The following is a 17,064-nucleotide window of genomic DNA, read 5'->3' as shown; positions in this document are numbered from 1 at the left end:
TTAAGCGATCGCAATTTCTAGATTTTTAAATATTTATTTTGCAGCATGGATGGGGTGAAGACTTGATGCTTAAGAGTTTATTGATGGAGGGAAATGGTAGATGCTAAAGACGTTAACAAACGATTTTGAACTCGACTTAGAAGCAGATGTACTTGTGATTGGAGGTGGGCCGGCTGGAACTTGGGCGGCATGGAGTGCTGCATCAAGTGGAGCTAAAGTTGTCTTGGTGGACAAAGGATATTGCGGCACAACTGGATGCGCTGCTGCATCTGGAAATGGTGTGTGGTACGTGCCACCCGATCCCGAAGCAAGAGAAACAGCAAAGGCGAGTCGGGAGTCGTTGGGTGGGTTTTTATCCGATCGCAACTGGATGGATCGAGTACTGGATCAGACCTATGCAAACGTCAATCAGTTAGCAGAGTGGGGTTATCCCTTCCCTACCGACGATGAAGGTAAACCCTACCGGCGATCGCTGCAAGGGCCGGAGTATATGCGACTGATGCGGCGGCAAATTCAACGCGCTGGAGTCAAGATTTTAGACAACAGCCCCGCCTTAGAATTACTGGTTGATGACGATGGTGCTGTTGCTGGTGCAACAGGTGTAAACCGTCAAACTGGTGAGAAATGGATAGTGCGATCGCAGTCCACAATTATCGCCACAGGTGGCTGTGCATTTCTCAGTAAAGCGTTAGGATGCAACGTCCTGACGGGGGATGGTTATCTGATGGCGGCAGAAGCCGGAGCCGAGATGTCGGGTATGGAATTCTCCAATGCTTATGGCATCTCTCCCGCCTTTTCTTCAGTTACCAAAACCCTGTTTTATAATTGGGCAACTTTCACCTACGAAGACGGTACTGTAATTCCAGGGGCAAGTTCTCATAGACGTTCAGTAATAGCCCAGACATTACTGCAACAGCCAGTTTACGCCATCATAGACAAAGCCGCAGAATCGATGCGGCCATCCATGCGTTTAGCACAGCCCAACTTCTTTTTACCCTTTGATCGTGCAGGTATCGATCCATTTACCCAACGTTTCCCTGTGACTCTACGCCTAGAAGGAACTGTGCGTGGTACGGGAGGAATTCGGATTGTCGATGAGAGTTGTGCCAGTTCTGTACGGGGACTCTACGCGGCGGGAGATGCGGCTACACGGGAACTGATTTGTGGCGGATTTACTGGCGGTGGTAGTCATAATGCAGCTTGGGCAATATCTTCTGGCTATTGGTCAGGGAAATCGGCTGCTGAATATGCTCGTAGTTTGGGAGAACAGAAAACTCAACGACAAGTTAAGGGTGTTGGAGAGGTAGTATTAGAGAGTGGGAGCGATCGCTCCTTAGCAACTGACGAAATTATTCAAGCAGTCCAAGCTGAAGTATTCCCCTACGAAAAGAACTATTTCCGTACAGAACAAGGCTTAACCGAGTCTTTGAGTAAGCTAAATCATCTTTGGCAAGAACTTCGCAGTAGCCAGGTAACATCAGAGAAAGAGCTTCCCAGGGCGCGAGAAGCTGCGGCAATGGTAGCCACAGCGCGATGGATGTACAGCAGTGCCATTGAACGTAAAGAAACTCGTGGTATGCACAAACATCAAGACTATCCAGAACTTGATGCTAACCAGCAACATCACTTGATTAGTGGCGGATTAGATCGAGTCTGGGTAAAAACTCAGCCTTTACTGAATGCAGAAGATATTTTCCAATCCAAAATCGCTCGACTGAGCGAAGTCGAAGTCCAAAATCTAAAATCCAAAATAGGAGCAGCAGTGTGATTGAGTTGGTCAGCGAATCGCGGTGCATAAAATGTAATATCTGCGTGAATATTTGTCCAACCAACGTGTTTGACCGTGTACCTGATGCGCCGCCAACCATTGCTCGACAGAGTGACTGCCAAACCTGTTATATGTGCGAATTGTATTGTCCAGTTGATGCTCTTTATGTTGCACCAGAAAGCGATGTGACGGCTTCAGTTAACGAGGCAGAATTGGCAGAAGTAGGGCTACTGGGTAGTTACCGGGAAAACATTGGTTGGGGACATAAACGCACCTCAACAGCAAAAGCCGATGAAACATTCCAAATTTTGAAGCAGATGAAATAGTAACGCGATGTGCAACTTATCCTTAGAACCCCGCTTCCATTCCTCTCCCCCGCAGGTAGAGAGGCTTTGATTCCTGCTCCCCTTCCCTTCTAGGGAAGGGGTTGGGGGTTAGGTCTGAGAGAAAGTTGTACACCGCGTATAGTACGGCGGAGAAAAAAGTTATGCTGTCGTTTTCAGTAGTAACAGGTTCTATTAGTAAAAATAAATTTACTTCCAGATTATCAACCTCTGTGGCTTGTATCCTACTGTTAGTTACTACAGGATGTAGCCAAGGCGAAACTAAATCTGCTCAATCCATTGAGGCTGTTAATGTCAATAACACTGTTGCTGCATCCAATAATATTTCTACACTACGTATAGGTTATGTAGGTAGTTCAGCACCGACAGGGCCACTTGGTTGGGCAAAGAAAAAAGGAATTTTAGATCGGGAGTTGCAAAAAGCAGGATTTAAAAACATTACTTTTGCAAGATTTCCTAACGGGCCGGATCTAAATGAGGCGCTTGTTGCTGGACAGCTAGATGTTGGTTCTTTAGGCGATACACCAGCCATAATTTTGAGAGCAAGGGGTCAGGAAACGCGACTGCTGCGAATTACTCAATTTAATACAACCGCCTGGTTAGTGGCGAAAAAAAATGGTGCGCGATCGCTCGCTGAACTGAAAGGTCAAAAAATAGCTACCCAAAAAGGCTCTTATATGCATAGATACCTGCTGGGTCTATTAGCTGAAGCTAAAATTGCCAAAGATGTAAAAGTTGTTCACTTAATGACTACTGAGGCAAAAGCGGCTTTAGAACGTGGTGATGTCGCAGCTTATGCAACCTCTAGCGATTTGGGGCCTTATTTGAAATCACAAGGGTTTCCAGTGATTGATTCTTCGGCAAATCATCAGGGTTTGTCAGGGACATCATTAGTTGTCGCAACCGAAAGCTTTTTGGCGAAACAGCCTGATTTTCCGCAGAAATTTAATGCAATTCTCACAGAAGCAGCTAAGGATTTAAAAGCTAATTCTGAAGAATATTATCAGTATCACGCTCAAACTACTAAATACCCTATCGATATTATTAAAGTATCGTACCCACTCAAACAGGTTTCAGAAGAACCATTACCAGCCGACGGAGTGAAACTTTTAGAGGGAACAAAGAAATTTTTAGTCTCGCAGGGTTTAGCAAAATCGGACTTTAAATTAACAGATTGGGTTGCTAAAGAACAGTCTCGTTAATTTTATCTGTCTGAGCTTGTTACACAAAAATACTCCTCACTTTAGAGGAAGATTTTATGAATATTGCTGTTGCAGCTAATGTCTACAAGTTTGTGAAGAGGAAGATGATCGGTAAAGCTGATTATCAAGATTTTATCTTTACTAATCTCGCCACATTATATGTAAAGAAAATCCCAACTTCTTCAAAAAAATGCTGGTAAGAAGAAAGTAAACAACCTTCTTAATCAGTACTATCTACCCAATCCAATTGAAAAATAAGGTAGAACCTATGACTATTGCCTTAGAACATCCCAAAAAAACCAAGTCTGCTCAAATTCGGGAAAAACTGGGTTATCCGATTATTGACACCGATGTACATACCCAAGAGTTTCCCCCAGCATTCTTGGACTATTTAGAGCAAGTTGCTGGAACTGCGATCGCACAGCGTTTTCAAGAACACTTACCCGGTGCATCTCGTTCTAAATGGTTTAAGCAATCTTGGGATGAACGTCGCACTTACCGCACCGCCCGCCCTCCTTTCTGGACTCGTCCCACTAACGATCCCCTAAATTTAGCTACTGTTAGCTTGCCGAAGTTGCTGCACGAACGCTTACAAGAAGCTGGTACAGACTTTGCCGTTGTGTACCCCAACTTGGCAACGATGGCTCCACACATCGGTAATGAAGAAATGCGGCGGGCTGTTTGTCGTGCAACTAACACGTATCACGCTGATATTTTCCGTCCTTATAGCGATCGCTTAACACCCATTGCCGCTATTCCCATGCATACGCCTGAAGAGGCGATCGTAGAATTGGAATATGCGGTGAAAGTGCTGGGACTCAAAGCAATTCAAATTCCCGGACATATCCGCCGCCCGATTCCCGCCTTCGAGAAGTATGGCGAAGAAGTAGCCAACGAAGCCATCTGGATTGATACTTTTGGCTTGGATAGTAAATATGATTACGATCCCTTCTGGGCGAAGTGTGTAGAACTGAAAGTTGTACCCACCACCCACTCTTCCGGTATGGGCTGGATTAATCGGCGTTCCATTAGCAATTACCAATACAACCATATTGGTCACTTTGCATCGGCTGGGGAAGCACTATGTAAATCTCTGTTTTTTGGTGGTGTAACTCACCGCTTCCCCACACTCAAGTTTGCTTTCTTGGAAGGAGGTGCAGCTTGGGGTGCTAGCTTGTACACCGATTTGATTTGGCATTGGGATACTCGCAATAAAGACCATTTGGTGGAAAATAACAATCCCGCCAATATCGATCGCGAAGAATTGCTAGAACTATATACCCGTTACGGTGGCGAATTAGTACATGGTCGTTTGGATCGGCTAGGTAGTGGTTTAGGTTTCCACGCTGATTTATTATCTCCCCTAGAACCAGGTGATTTGGATGAATTCGCCGTTGCCGGAGTTACCAAGCCAGAAGATATCCGCGATCGCTTTTTGAATCACTTCTACTTCGGGACAGAATCAGATGATACCCGTGTAGCTCAAGCCTTTAACCGGAAAGCTAATCCTTATGGCGACCGTGTTAAAGCCTTTTTGGGTTCCGATTCCGGTCATTGGGATGTACCTGATATTACTGCGATCGCTGCTAATACCTATTCAATGGTAGAACGAAAGATTATCAGCGAAGAAGATTTGCAATACTTCCTGTCAATTCATCCCTTGGAGTTGTACACCAGCCTCAATCGTGATTTCTTCAAAGGTACGGCTGTTGAGAAAACCGCAGATGAATTTTTGGCTGCAAAAGAGACGCGATAAATCGCCGTCTGTACAATAATCAATCCTTTGTAGAGACGGCGATTTATCGCGTCTTTGCTAGTGGCGTCTTTGCCAATCCCTATAAACATTTGATGAGGGTAAACTATCATGACGATCGCTCTAGACCGCCCACAAAAAACCAGGTCTGCTCAAATTCGGGAAAAACTAGGTTATCCGATAATTGACACCGATGTACATACCCAAGAATTTGAACCAGCAGTCTTGGATTATTTAGAGCAAGTTGGTGGAACTGCACTTGTTGAACGTTTCAAAGAGAATTTACCAGGATCTTCTCGCTTTAAGTGGTACAAGCAAAGTTGGGAAGAACGTTTTGCTTATCGCACTAATCGCCCTAACTGGTGGGGTCGTCCGACCAAAAATACTTTGAATTTGGCTACCATTAGCTTGCCTAAGTTGTTGCACGAACGCTTGCAAGAAGCAGGTACAGACTTTGCCGTTGTGTATCCCAATTTGGCAACAATGGCCCCGAATATCGGCAACGAAGAAATGCGGCGGGCTGTTTGTCGGGCAGTTAACACCTACCATGCTGATATTTTCCGTCCTTATTCTGACCGATTAACACCCATCGCCGCCATTCCCCTACATACTCCCGAAGAAGGGATTGAAGAGTTGGAATATGCCGTGAATGTTCTGGGACTCAAAGCAATTCAAATCCCCGGTTATGTTCGTCGTCCAATTCCTGCTTTTGAAAAGTACGGCAAAGAAGTTGCTAACGAAGTGGTTTGGATTGATAACTTTGGTTTAGATAGCGAGTATGACTACGATCCATTCTGGGCGAAGTGCGTAGAACTGAAAGTTGTACCCACAACTCACGCTTCTAGCCAAGGTTGGACAACTCAGCGTTCTGTCACCAACGCCCAGTATAATCACATTAATCACTTTGCCTTTGCAGCCGAAGCATTATGCAAATCGCTGTTCTTTGGTGGAGTTACCCGCCGCTTCCCACAATTAAAGTTTGCTTTCTTAGAAGGTGGTTCGGCTTGGGGTGCTAGTCTATACGCTGATATTATTTGGCATTGGGAAACCCGCAACAAACAACATTTGTTGTCAAATAACAATCCTGCGATTATCGACAAGGAAGCACTAGTAGAGTTGTATACTCGCTACGGTGGCGAACTTGTAGACGGACGCTTAGATAAAATTGGTGACGGTTTAGGATTTCACCATCAATTATTAGCGCCAGAAAATCCGGGCGAACTCGACGAATTTGAACTAGCGGGAATTGAGAAACCAGAAGATGTGCGCGATCGCTTCTTGAATCATTTCTACTTCGGTACAGAATCAGATGATACCCGTGTAGCTCAAGCTTTTAATCGTGCCGCTAATCCCTTTGGCGATCGCGTTAAAGCCTTCTTGGGTTCAGATTCCGGTCACTGGGATGTGCCTGATATCACCGCCGTTACTGCCAACGCCTACTCAATGGCAGAACGCGAAATCATTACCGAAGAAGACCTCCGCTACTTCCTCTCAATCCATCCCTTAGAGTTGTACACCAGTCTCAATCAAGACTTCTTCAAGGGTACAGGTGTTGAGAAAGCTGCCAACGAATATCTAGCGGCTAAGAAATAACTGTCATTGGTCATTAGTCATTAGTCATTTGCAAAGGACAAAGGACAAAGGACTAATGACAAAGGACAATTACAACGTTCCATGTTCCATTTCCTCTGTTCACTTGTAGCGTGGGCAAGGCCCACTCTACATTTCTCTAAATTCTGTGTCTAATCGCAAATTATGAAACAAGACATTGTTTCACTTTCACAGAGAAACTGGTTATATTCATAAGCATTTTTGTTTGCCTTAATTACGAATTACGAATTACGAATTACGAATTATTAGGACGGTTTGATTATGGTGCTAGATATTACAAAACCGAAGGATTACGTTGACCTAGCAACTTCTCTATCCAAGGAACTTGCTCAATCCGCAGTTGAACGGGATGCTAAAGCTGGAGTTCCAGAAGAGGAAATTAATAAACTGCGTGAAAGTGGTTTGTTGCCACTGATTGTACCTAAGCAATATGGCGGCATTGGTGCAACTTGGATTGATGCTTTAAAAATTGTCAGAAAGCTATCAAAAGCAGATGGTTCAATTGGTCAGTTATATGGTAATCATCTCAATTTAACGGCTTTGGGTCACGTTTCTGGCACACCAGCCCAAAAGGAAAAATACTATAGAGAAACTGCTAAAAATAACTTATTTTGGGCAAATGCAATTAATACAAAGGATACTAGGCTGAAGATTAACCCAGAAGGCGAGAATTTTCGGGTAAATGGTGTTAAAAGCTTTGGTACAGGTATTTCCGTTGCCGATTATCGGGTATTCTCCGCTTTAGAAGATGGCGTAGAATTGCCCTTCATATTCATAATTCCCAAAGACAGGGAAGGGTTAGTTTCTAATCACGATTGGGATAATATTGGGCAACGTCGCACTGATAGCGGGAGTTATACATTTAACAATGTTCTAGTAGAAAAAGATGAGATTTTGGGGCCACCAAATCCTCATGATAGTGCCTTCTCAACTTTTCTTGGAATTATTGCCCAGCTAACAAAAACTAATGTTTATCTAGGAATTACTAAAGGAGCCTTCGCCGCTGCTCGTGAATATACTAAAACTACTACTCAACCGTGGATTACATCAGGGGTAGATAGTGCGACTCAAGACCCATATATTCTGCATCATTACGGTGACTTTTGGGTGGAAATTCAAGCTGCGATCGCTCTAGCCGACAAAGCAGCCGAGAAGGTACAAGCAGCCTGGGACAAGGATGTAGAACTGACTCATCAGGAGAGGGGAGAAGTTGCGATCGCAGTTTCCGCATCTAAAGCATTAGCGACTCGTGTAGGTATAGATATTACCAACCGCATCTTTGAAGTTACGGGAACTCGCGCTACAGCAACCAAATATGGATTTGACCGTTACTGGCGGGATTTACGAACCTTTACTCTACACGATCCTGTGGATTACAAATTGAAAGCGATCGGTGATTGGGTACTCAATGATGAATTACCCGTTATCACGCAATATTCTTAGCTAAAGACGCGATGAATTGCGTCTCTACAATCCAAAATCTAAAATCCAAAATCTAAAATCCAATGACTCAACTAAAAACACTTCCTACCTACGACCCAAGTTTATTTGAGGGAGCCGCAGAGGGCTACGCTCAATATAGAACCAAATACCCACCGATTGTATTCGACAAACTAACCGAAATATTTAATCTCAATGGTCAAGGACGACTCCTTGATTTAGGTACTGGCCCAGGATTAATTTCAATTGGTCTGCGTACCAAATTTGAGGAAGTTGTAGCGATCGATCCCGATCCCGACATGATTGCAGAAGCTAAACGGCAAGCAGCAGCAGTCGGAGCAAATAATATCACCTGGTTACAACAAGGCGCAGAATTCATCGACGCTAGTTTAGGAAAATTTAAGTTAGCCACTATTGGTAGAGCCTTCCACTGGATGGAACGCGAATTAGTACTTGAACGCCTTTATGAATTGTTAACTGATGATGGTGCATTAGCACTGCTTCAGACTGGTGATAACCCTTGGGAAAGCAATCTACCTTGGAAGCAAGCTGCTGTTGGAGTAGTGAAAAAATGGCTAGGTGAAGAACGCCGGACTGGACAACGAGGACAAGGCATTCGTAAACCACTCGATCCTCCTCATGAAGTTGTAATTGGCAATTCAGCTTTTGCTCGTCAAGAAAACTATGAAGTGCTATTTGAAAAATCTTGGACTGTCGATAGCTATCTCGGCTATTTATACACTACAGCCTTCTCTCTGAAAATTTTCTATGGCGATAACGCCCCAGCATTTGAAAAGGATCTTAGAGAAGCGCTACTAGCAGTTGAGCCGTCTGGACATTTTACAGAAGAACTCAAAGCTACAATTTTAGTCGCTTGGAAGCACTAGCAAAATTGAACGCGAATAAGACAGAGTTTCACTCACAAGTTTCAATCTTCCACTAGCACCCCCTTGGAGTGGGTACTACTCACTCCACTTTCTAAATTTTTTCCTTTCAACTCTTAAATTCTCAGTTCCTAGAGTCGTTATAGGGTGGGTAATACCCACTCTCTTTTTTATTTTAGACATTCCCAAAAAATATTTTTATTTATTAAAAAACTGTTCCCTCTGATGCCTAAATGTGATAAAAATAGTTTTATAAAATGGATCAAAATATCTATAAATCGTACAAAAAATTGAACTCCCCCCTTGTAGAGACGCGATTCATCGCGTCTTTAAAAACCAATCATCTACACCAACAATCTTTGCTAAAATGTATTAATATATAACATTTTTAAAAGTTGAATCCTCTATAAGATTCAGTCCAACAAAATAAAAAATAAAAATATCCACTTACTTCGATAAATTACATTGAATCATGTTCATAAGCTACAGAAAGTCATGGTTGTTTGCGAATATAGCTCGTTATTTTTTGCTAGCATTTACGACTTTCTTGTTAGTTACAGGCTGTAGCTCTGCAAGCACTCAAAGCAATAGTTCCCAAGTTGAGCCAACTACTGCAAGCTCAAAAAAAATAGAGGTTATCAACATTGGTCATCAGAGTGGTACACCTGGTCTGAACCTACTTAAAGCTCAAGGCTATTTGGAAAAGCGCTTTGCTGCTGATGGTATTGCTATCAAGTGGATAGAATTTCGGGGCGGCCCGCCAATGATGGAAGCAATGGCTGCAAACAGTGTTGATATTGGCAACGTTGGAAATCTGCCACCAATTTTTGCTCAAGCTGGTGATAATCCCATTGTTTATGTTGCTGCAACTGGCTCCAACGCAGGCGCTCAAGCAGTTATTGTTCGTAAGGATTCACCAATCAAAACTCTTGCGGAACTCAAGGGTAAGAAAGTTGCCATACAAAAAGGAACTGCTCTGCAATATTTGCTTTTGAAAGCTATAGCAAGTGCTGGATTAACTCTCAATGATATTCAACCTGTTTACTTAACTATTCCAGAAAGTCAGGTTGCTTTTGAAAGTGCCAGAGTTGATGTTTTACCTACTAGCGATCCGTTTTATGCTCGCAAAGAGCGAGCAAATGAAATACGAGTTCTAGCCAAAGGTTCTGATGTCGCTCCCCAAAGAGCTTACTATATCGCTACACGCAATTTTGCTGCAAATCATCCCGACTTAGTGAAGATAATTTTGGAAGAACAAAGAAAAGTAGAAGAATGGGCTAAAGCTAACCCCAATGAAGTTGCTAATTTGTTAGCAGCGCAAACTAGACAAGAACCAGGAGTCTGGAAATGGGCTTTAGAAAGGCGACCTATCTTAGGGGTATTTGATATAACTGATGAATTTGTCGCTGAACAACAGCAGGTAGTTGAACTTTTCTACAGTCAAAAGCTGATTCCTAAAACTTTTCAAATCAAAGATGCAGTATGGAAACCTAAGAGTTGATTTATTAAAAGAGAAGTCATAATTATGAATGCAATCAGTCGCAAATTTAGACCCAAACACTGGATTATTTTTTCGATGCAGTTGAGAAGTATTTAACAAACTGTTATAGCTGTTTACAATCAACAGTATTATGCAATTTTTTATTTACTGTTAATAAATTAACATAATTTAATAGTAATATTGATAATAGCTTGACGTAAACTAATACCGTGACTTATTGATAGATGTTTACAGTTAAAAAAATATTTAACTAGTCTAGTTTTCAACTATATTATTAATAAACAAAAGTTTTTTTGCTTGTTGAGACCGCAATTAATCATAATTGTTCTGACCACCGCTCGAAGAATAAAGAAAATAACCTATGCCAGCTTCAAAAGGAAAGTTTGAATTCAGGAAAAACCAGAGAACAACGCGTCGTTCGTTGTTGTTTGCTTTGGGCTACTGCTTAATGCTATCGACGGTCTTATCGAGTTGTGGTGAAGCCAAAAATAACACTCAGCAGTCATCAGCTTCCCCTGAGTCTGTAGCTGCATCTAGCACTACAGAGAAATCAACTGAGAAACAAGTAATACGGATTGTTCGTTCAAAACAACTTTCCGCTTTAGCAGTTTTAGAAAAACAGGGTTCTTTAGAAAAGCGATTAGAGCCTCTGGGTTTTAAAGTACAGTGGGCTGAGTTTGCGGCTGGGCCACAACAGTTAGAAGCCCTAAATGCAAACGGACTGGATATCGCATCTACAGCCGAATCGCCTCCTGTATTTTCACAAGCAGCCGGAGCGCCTCTTGTTTATCTAGCTACTACACGCCCTAGTGGTAAAGCTATTTCACTTTTAGTTCCTGTCAACTCTCCTGTTAAAAGTGTTGCCGATTTGAAGGGTAAAAAAGTAGCTTTCCAGAAAGCTTCTATCGGTCACTACTTATTAGTTAAAGCCTTAGAAGATGCCGGACTAAAACTGAGCGATGTCCAATCAGTTTTTTTAACGCCGCCAGATGCAAATGCAGCATTTAGTCAAAATAAGGTGGATGCTTGGTATATTTGGGAGCCATTTGCTACCAGAAATGTACAAAATAAAATAGCTCGTGTTTTAGCAGATGGTGGAAAGTTGCGAGATACTGGCAACTTTTATTCAACTTCACGCCAGTTTTATCAGGCTCATCCTGATGCGATCAAAGTGTTTCTAGAGGAACTAGAAAAGGCAGAAATTTGGACTAAGGATCATCCCAAAGAAGTTGCACAACTGCTTGCTCCTGTAACTCAGTTAGATCCACCAACTCTAGAAATAATGCATAAAAAATATGACTATGGGTTGCTACCAATCACTGATAAAACTATTACTAAACAACAGGAAGTTGCAGATAAGTGGTACAGCTTAGGGCTTATCCCCAAGAAGGTAAATGTTAGAGACGGTTTTTTGACACCTGAAGAGTACGCCAAAATTACTCCTTCAGAGGTTCTAGCGAATAAGTAGTTATTCCCAAGAAAAAACTAAAATTCAGGAGAATATTGATGTCTACCTCGACTTTGACAAAGGTTAAAATTAGGCCTATTGATGCTCCTTTGGGAGCGATAGTTACCGATCTTGATGCCAGTCAAGCGATCGCACCTGAAGTTATCTTACAACTTAAAGCAGCTCTGCGCGATCGCCACATCTTAATTTTCAAAGACCAAAAGCTCTCTGATGAACAGCTTTTGAACTTTTCTCTATACTTTGGCGCGCTTTTTGTACCATCTGATGAAACTCCAGTATTGGCTTCTAAACCAGGAGAAACTCCGGTAGTGATTCCGATTTCCAATGTTGATGGTGGCTATACCGGTACTGGAGAACTCACTTTCCATTCCGATCACAAATGGACTCCTATCCCATCTAGTGGTTCGCTTCTTTATGCGTTGGAAATACCAACTCATGGTGGAGATACTTATTGGTTAAATACCAATTTAGCTTATGAGGCATTAGATGAAGCCACCAAAGAACGGATTGCAGATTTGCAGTTAATTACCTACAACCCATTTTTGCGAGATCGGAATGCACCCCGGTCTTTGTATCGTTTAGACAAAACTATTCCTTTAATCAGTCCGATCTTTCCCCATCCTTTAGTTAGAACCCATCCAGAGAGTGGGAAAAAGCATCTTTACTTGGATGCTGCCACAGAAGTGGAAATTGTCGGGTTAGAGCCGGAAGAAGGATCTAAACTGATTGAACAGTTGAGACAACATCTAAATCAACCCAAGTTCTACTACGAACACAAATGGTCTGTAGGCGATATTGTCTACTGGGATAATCAAGCTACCTTACATTATCGTCAAGCATTCGATCCGAATGAGCGACGAGTATTAAAGCGGGTTAGCCTTGCAGGTAGTCGTCCCTTTTAGGATTTATAGCTCAGAGGATGTCTGAAAACTTTTTGGTGTTATATTCGAGACTTGTAGATCCCCCTAAATCCCCCTTAAAAAGGGGGACTTTGATTCCAGTTCCCCCCTTAAAAAGGGGGGCTAGGGGGGATCAAGCGAAATATTGAATACTTCTCAGACATCCTCTCAGAAGATTGAGTTGATGGGCGTTTAAATATACCTTTTATTGGTCAAAAGTCAAGAGTTATTCTGGACTTTTGACCAATAAAACTTGTCTAAATATCATACTCTATGCTTGGAAATCAAAAATAGTAAAAATTATTTTTTTGGTTAAAAACAAGTGTTTATGAATACTTTATTTTTAGACCAAACTTGATAAACTCTAGACTGAAAATCAGAGTTATTAGCACTCATTAAAAGCGCTAATACGAAAATTATTAAATTTAACTAGAAAAATATTATGGAGCTTTTCAAATCTTTGCAAAGGCTAAGTTTGTCTAGCAATAAATTTCTGCAATCAAAAATCAAAAATACCAAGATAGTATGTGAATCTAGCCTAAATACTAAACTTATAGAAGCCAAATATAAAATTGAGCCTAAACATATATCTTTATTAATTGCTGCTTGCACTCTCACTATACCAATGAGCATAATTGGTTGTAGTCAAGAAACTAAAAATACTCAAAACCAACTATCCCCAGTTAGTACACAATCTCAAAGTAAAACAGTCTCTAATACTCCCCAAAAACAAGAGTTACGAGTTGTTTCTTCTAAGCTTGGTTCTCTTGCAGTGATGAGAAAGCAAGGAACTCTAGAAAAAAGTTTGGCGGCAAAGAATTTTACTGTCAAGTGGCTAGAGTTTGCTGCTGGGCCACAAGCTTTAGAAGCGTTAAATGCTGGTTCCCTTGACATCGCAGCCACAGCTGAATCACCACCTATATTTGCTCAAGCCGCAGGTACACCTCTTGTGTATATTGCAACGACTCGATTTAATGGTAGAGGAGTTTCTTTTTTAGTACCAAAAAACTCTCCGATTAAAAGTGTTGCTGACTTTAAAGGCAAAAAAGTTTCTTTTCAAAAAGCCTCTATTGCTCACTATGTCTTATTAAAAGCATTACAAAAAGAGGGACTAAAACTGAGTGATGTAAAATCTCTTTTTCTCCCACCTCCAGATGCAAATGTGGCTTTTAGTCAGGGAGGAATTGATGTTTGGGTAATTTGGGAACCTTACATTACCAGAAATGTCCAAAAAAATCTTGGTCGTGTATTAATAGATGGGCAAGGACTTCAGGATATTGGTAGCTTTTATACTACCTCACGTAAATTTGCTAAAGAGCATCCTGATATTCTCAAAGTTTTTCTAGAGGAGTTTATCAAAGCTGAAGATTGGTCGCAGAAAAATATTGATAAGTTAGCAGAACTTGAGACTAGTGAAGTTGGTATTGATGTACCTACTCTCAAAACAATTCATAGTAAAGCAGTATATGGTCTGTTACCTATCACCGATGAAGTTGTTAAAAAACAACAACAAATAGCTGATTTATGGTATGCACAAGGGCTTTTACCAAAAAAGGTTAATGTCAAAGATGGAGTACTTACTCCAGAAGAATATGCAGCATTCACACCGGATTCAATTAAATCTAATAAGTAAATAACTGTAATCAAGTTTCATAAACTGAAAAATTTACGTTATTAGCTAATGCTTTTAAATCAGTAGTTAATCAAAAATTAAGGTGCAAAAATGTTTAATATTTTCGTGAAAACTAAGACAACAATAATCAAACAATTCGCCTTATTTATAATACCTGGTTTTGTAGTATCTACTACTTTAATCAGTTGTACATCAACTGTATCTAACACAAATGCAGGAAGCGTTCCGAAAGCAGAGCCAGCAGGGGCTAAGACTATAACTTTTAAAACAAAGCTACTACGAATAGGGTATCAAAGCTCTGGTGATTTAGTTAGAGTCAGAGGAGTTTTAGAAAAACGTTTGGAGCCTTTGGGCTTGAAAGTAGAGTGGTCACAATTTGCTCAAGGGCCACAACTTATGGAAGCAATGAATGTGGGCAAAATTGATATTGGCTCTGTTGGAGAAACGCCTCCCATCTTTGCTCAAGCTGCGGGTGCAAGAATCATCTATTTGGCTGGCAGAAGACTTGGGCCTAATTCAGGTAAAGGTAGTGCGATCGCAGTTCCGAAAAACTCTCAAATTAAAAAATTAGCTGATATTAAAGGTCAAAAAGTAGTCTTTCAAAAAGGTTCTGCTTCTCACTATTTTATCATCCAAGCTTTAAAAGAAGTAGGTTTAAAATATAGTGATATTCAAGTTTTGAGTATGCCCAATGTCGAAGCCCGTGGTGCATTTATTCAAGGCACTATTCCAGTTTGGGTAACTGGCGATCCTCATTTAGCTTTGGTAGAAAAACTCCACGGTGCGCGGGTGCTGAGAGATGCAACCAATATCGGGACTCCAGGCGGATACTATGTAGGAACACGAGAATTTGCTAAGGAAAATCCCGAATTAGTTCGGATCATTTTAGAAGAAATTGAGAAAAATGGTGAATGGGCAGAAGCGAATCGTAAAGAAGTAGCGAAACTCATAGCACCTGTACTCAAAATTGATCTACCTATTCAGGAAATAATTTCTAGCCGTGCTACTTATCGGCTAAAAGGAATTACTCCAGAACTAATGCAAGCTCAACAAAATGTTGCTGATTTGTTCTATAACGAAAAAATCTTACCCAAAAAAATTGATGTTAAAGAAGCATTACTCACGCCTCAAGAATATGCAGCTATTACTCCACCAACACTGATAAGTGAAAAGTAGAGAATAATCAAATATGAAGTTTGTTTTTTTAAACAAACTAGAATACCAATTTACTAAATGTACAAGGGGATTTGTTTAAGTAGCAGAATCTCAATCTTTTGCCATAAGTTGGTGTTCTAGGAGGTTTAAATAATAACTTCCTATGATCTTACTTGCTTTTGAAAGTAAGACTGACAACGTAAAAGTTAAAACTTACAAGGAAAATCACAACTGATGAACAAATCATTTCAACCACAACGCCGTACAGTCTTAAAGCGTGTTGTCCAATATTCTGCATTGGGACTGTTTACTTTATTATCTCCCTTGGCTGGTAGCCTTATACAAACCACCCAAGCGGTGCCTGCCAAAGTAATTAACTTGGCTTATCAAAGTTCTGGTGATATTGTCAAGTCTAAAAAAGCTGTTGAGCCACGTTTCAAAGCATTGGGTATAACTGTGAATTGGGTTGGGCCATTCGCAGCAGGGCCGCAATTGATCAAAGCGCTGAATGAAGGTAAAGTGGATATCGGTAATGTGGGAGAGACACCTCCAATATTTGACCAAGCCGCACGCCCAGGCCTCATCCCTGAAGTTGTCTATCTTACTGGACGCACGCCCAGCGATGGTACAAACCAAGGTATTGTGGTGAAAGCTAATTCTCCTATTAAGAAAGTAGCCGATCTTAAAGGGAAGAAAATTGCTTTTCAGGTAGGTTCCAATGCACAGTATTTACTAACAAAAGCGTTGAAAGAAGTAGGATTAAAAATTAGCGATATTCAAATCGTTGCTTTGACTCCAACTGAGGCCCGCGATGCCTTTATTCAAGGCAAGGCTGACGCCTGGGTGGGTGGCGATCCGCTTTTAGCTGCTGTAGAAAGTACTACCCCGATTCGTAATCTGAGAAATGCAAAAGGAATTAATACTCTCGGCGGGTTTTATATTGGCAGGCGTGCATTTGTCACCCAAAATCCGCAATTGGTGCGAGTGTTTTTAGAGGAAGCACAGAAAGTAGGAGAAGCGGCTGAAAAAAAACCAAGCGATTATGCCAAAATTTTAGTTGATGAACAGAAATTAGATCCAGCAGTTGCGCTAAAGGTGGCAAGCCGTCGTACTTATAAATTGAGAAAAATTACACCTGCGATCGTTGCCGAACAGCAGCGCGTTGCTGATTTTTATTTTGATGAAAAAGTCATCTCGCGTAAGATTGATATCAAACAAGGGATTCTTTCCGATCTAGAATATAAAGCGAGCATACCTGATAATATCAAGTAATGGTAAACAGGTAGAGACAGGTTTATTCAGCTATTACACATTTGTCATTTGTGGTTTATTCAGCTATTAACTTGGCTAGCTATTACACTGTAGCGGAAGTTTGCCTAACTTGAACAAGGGGCTTAACAAGTTGC

General features: G+C 41.3%; 13 protein-coding genes. All 13 read left to right on the top strand.

Annotation, left to right across the window (positions count from 1 at the left end):
* The first annotated feature begins 100 nt into the window (after positions 1-100).
* Positions 101-1,768: an FAD-binding protein gene (locus tag RMZ42_RS02955; protein WP_322669989.1), complete on the top strand. Its 1,668-nt coding sequence runs from the start codon at positions 101-103 to the stop codon at positions 1,766-1,768.
* A complete protein-coding gene (locus RMZ42_RS02950; RefSeq protein ID WP_322669988.1) occupies positions 1,765-2,094 on the top strand; it encodes a ferredoxin family protein in 330 nt (109 codons plus the stop codon). The genes RMZ42_RS02955 and RMZ42_RS02950 overlap by 4 nt, the downstream gene beginning before the upstream one ends.
* A gap of 161 nt (positions 2,095-2,255) precedes the next feature.
* Positions 2,256-3,314, top strand: coding sequence for an ABC transporter substrate-binding protein (locus RMZ42_RS02945; RefSeq protein WP_322669987.1), 1,059 nt, complete (start codon positions 2,256-2,258; stop codon positions 3,312-3,314).
* A 268-nt stretch (positions 3,315-3,582) separates the two neighbouring features.
* Positions 3,583-5,070, top strand: coding sequence for an amidohydrolase family protein (locus tag RMZ42_RS02940; protein WP_322669986.1), 1,488 nt, complete (start codon positions 3,583-3,585; stop codon positions 5,068-5,070).
* Positions 5,071-5,178: 108 nt separating this feature from the next.
* The gene (locus tag RMZ42_RS02935) at positions 5,179-6,660 is read left to right on the top strand and encodes an amidohydrolase family protein (RefSeq protein ID WP_322669985.1); all 1,482 of its coding nucleotides are present in this window, start codon (positions 5,179-5,181) and stop codon (positions 6,658-6,660) included.
* 279 nt (positions 6,661-6,939) lie between these two features.
* Positions 6,940-8,121: an acyl-CoA dehydrogenase family protein gene (locus RMZ42_RS02930; RefSeq protein WP_322669984.1), complete on the top strand. Its 1,182-nt coding sequence runs from the start codon at positions 6,940-6,942 to the stop codon at positions 8,119-8,121.
* Between the two features lie 62 nt (positions 8,122-8,183).
* Positions 8,184-9,005, top strand: coding sequence for a class I SAM-dependent methyltransferase (locus RMZ42_RS02925; RefSeq protein WP_322669983.1), 822 nt, complete (start codon positions 8,184-8,186; stop codon positions 9,003-9,005).
* Between the two features lie 496 nt (positions 9,006-9,501).
* Positions 9,502-10,503 (top strand): aliphatic sulfonate ABC transporter substrate-binding protein, encoded by a 1,002-nt coding sequence (locus RMZ42_RS02920; RefSeq protein WP_322669982.1) that lies wholly within the window; start codon positions 9,502-9,504, stop codon positions 10,501-10,503.
* A gap of 361 nt (positions 10,504-10,864) precedes the next feature.
* Positions 10,865-11,971: an aliphatic sulfonate ABC transporter substrate-binding protein gene (locus tag RMZ42_RS02915; protein ID WP_322669981.1), complete on the top strand. Its 1,107-nt coding sequence runs from the start codon at positions 10,865-10,867 to the stop codon at positions 11,969-11,971.
* Positions 11,972-12,009: 38 nt separating this feature from the next.
* Complete coding sequence (locus RMZ42_RS02910; protein WP_322669980.1) at positions 12,010-12,873, top strand: TauD/TfdA family dioxygenase; 864 nt, start codon at positions 12,010-12,012, stop codon at positions 12,871-12,873.
* A 439-nt stretch (positions 12,874-13,312) separates the two neighbouring features.
* Entirely contained in the window at positions 13,313-14,503 is a 1,191-nt protein-coding gene (locus RMZ42_RS02905) for an aliphatic sulfonate ABC transporter substrate-binding protein (RefSeq protein WP_322669979.1), read from the top strand.
* A 90-nt stretch (positions 14,504-14,593) separates the two neighbouring features.
* Positions 14,594-15,679 (top strand): sulfonate ABC transporter substrate-binding protein, encoded by a 1,086-nt coding sequence (locus tag RMZ42_RS02900; protein ID WP_322669978.1) that lies wholly within the window; start codon positions 14,594-14,596, stop codon positions 15,677-15,679.
* Between the two features lie 213 nt (positions 15,680-15,892).
* Entirely contained in the window at positions 15,893-16,930 is a 1,038-nt protein-coding gene (locus RMZ42_RS02895) for an aliphatic sulfonate ABC transporter substrate-binding protein (RefSeq protein ID WP_322669977.1), read from the top strand.
* Positions 16,931-17,064 lie beyond the last annotated feature (134 nt).

It is taken from the genome of Nostoc sp. DedQUE05, from assembly GCF_034530955.1.
GTDB lineage: Bacteria > Cyanobacteriota > Cyanobacteriia > Cyanobacteriales > Nostocaceae > Nostoc.
Note: the sequence above shows the minus strand (reverse complement) of the source record. Positions and strands in the feature narration are given on the sequence as shown.

Bases quoted from the DNA above. Each gene is read 5' to 3' on its own strand.
- RMZ42_RS02905 (WP_322669979.1), top strand. From the start codon at position 13,313: ATGGAGCTTTTCAAATCTTTGCAAAGGCTAAGTTTGTCTAGCAATAAA.
- RMZ42_RS02945 (WP_322669987.1), top strand. From the start codon at position 2,256: ATGCTGTCGTTTTCAGTAGTAACAGGTTCTATTAGTAAAAATAAATTT.
- RMZ42_RS02930 (WP_322669984.1), top strand. From the start codon at position 6,940: ATGGTGCTAGATATTACAAAACCGAAGGATTACGTTGACCTAGCAACT.
- RMZ42_RS02925 (WP_322669983.1), top strand. From the start codon at position 8,184: ATGACTCAACTAAAAACACTTCCTACCTACGACCCAAGTTTATTTGAG.
- RMZ42_RS02910 (WP_322669980.1), top strand. From the start codon at position 12,010: ATGTCTACCTCGACTTTGACAAAGGTTAAAATTAGGCCTATTGATGCT.
- RMZ42_RS02935 (WP_322669985.1), top strand. From the start codon at position 5,179: ATGACGATCGCTCTAGACCGCCCACAAAAAACCAGGTCTGCTCAAATT.
- RMZ42_RS02900 (WP_322669978.1), top strand. From the start codon at position 14,594: ATGTTTAATATTTTCGTGAAAACTAAGACAACAATAATCAAACAATTC.
- RMZ42_RS02915 (WP_322669981.1), top strand. From the start codon at position 10,865: ATGCCAGCTTCAAAAGGAAAGTTTGAATTCAGGAAAAACCAGAGAACA.
- RMZ42_RS02895 (WP_322669977.1), top strand. From the start codon at position 15,893: ATGAACAAATCATTTCAACCACAACGCCGTACAGTCTTAAAGCGTGTT.
- RMZ42_RS02940 (WP_322669986.1), top strand. From the start codon at position 3,583: ATGACTATTGCCTTAGAACATCCCAAAAAAACCAAGTCTGCTCAAATT.
- RMZ42_RS02955 (WP_322669989.1), top strand. From the start codon at position 101: ATGCTAAAGACGTTAACAAACGATTTTGAACTCGACTTAGAAGCAGAT.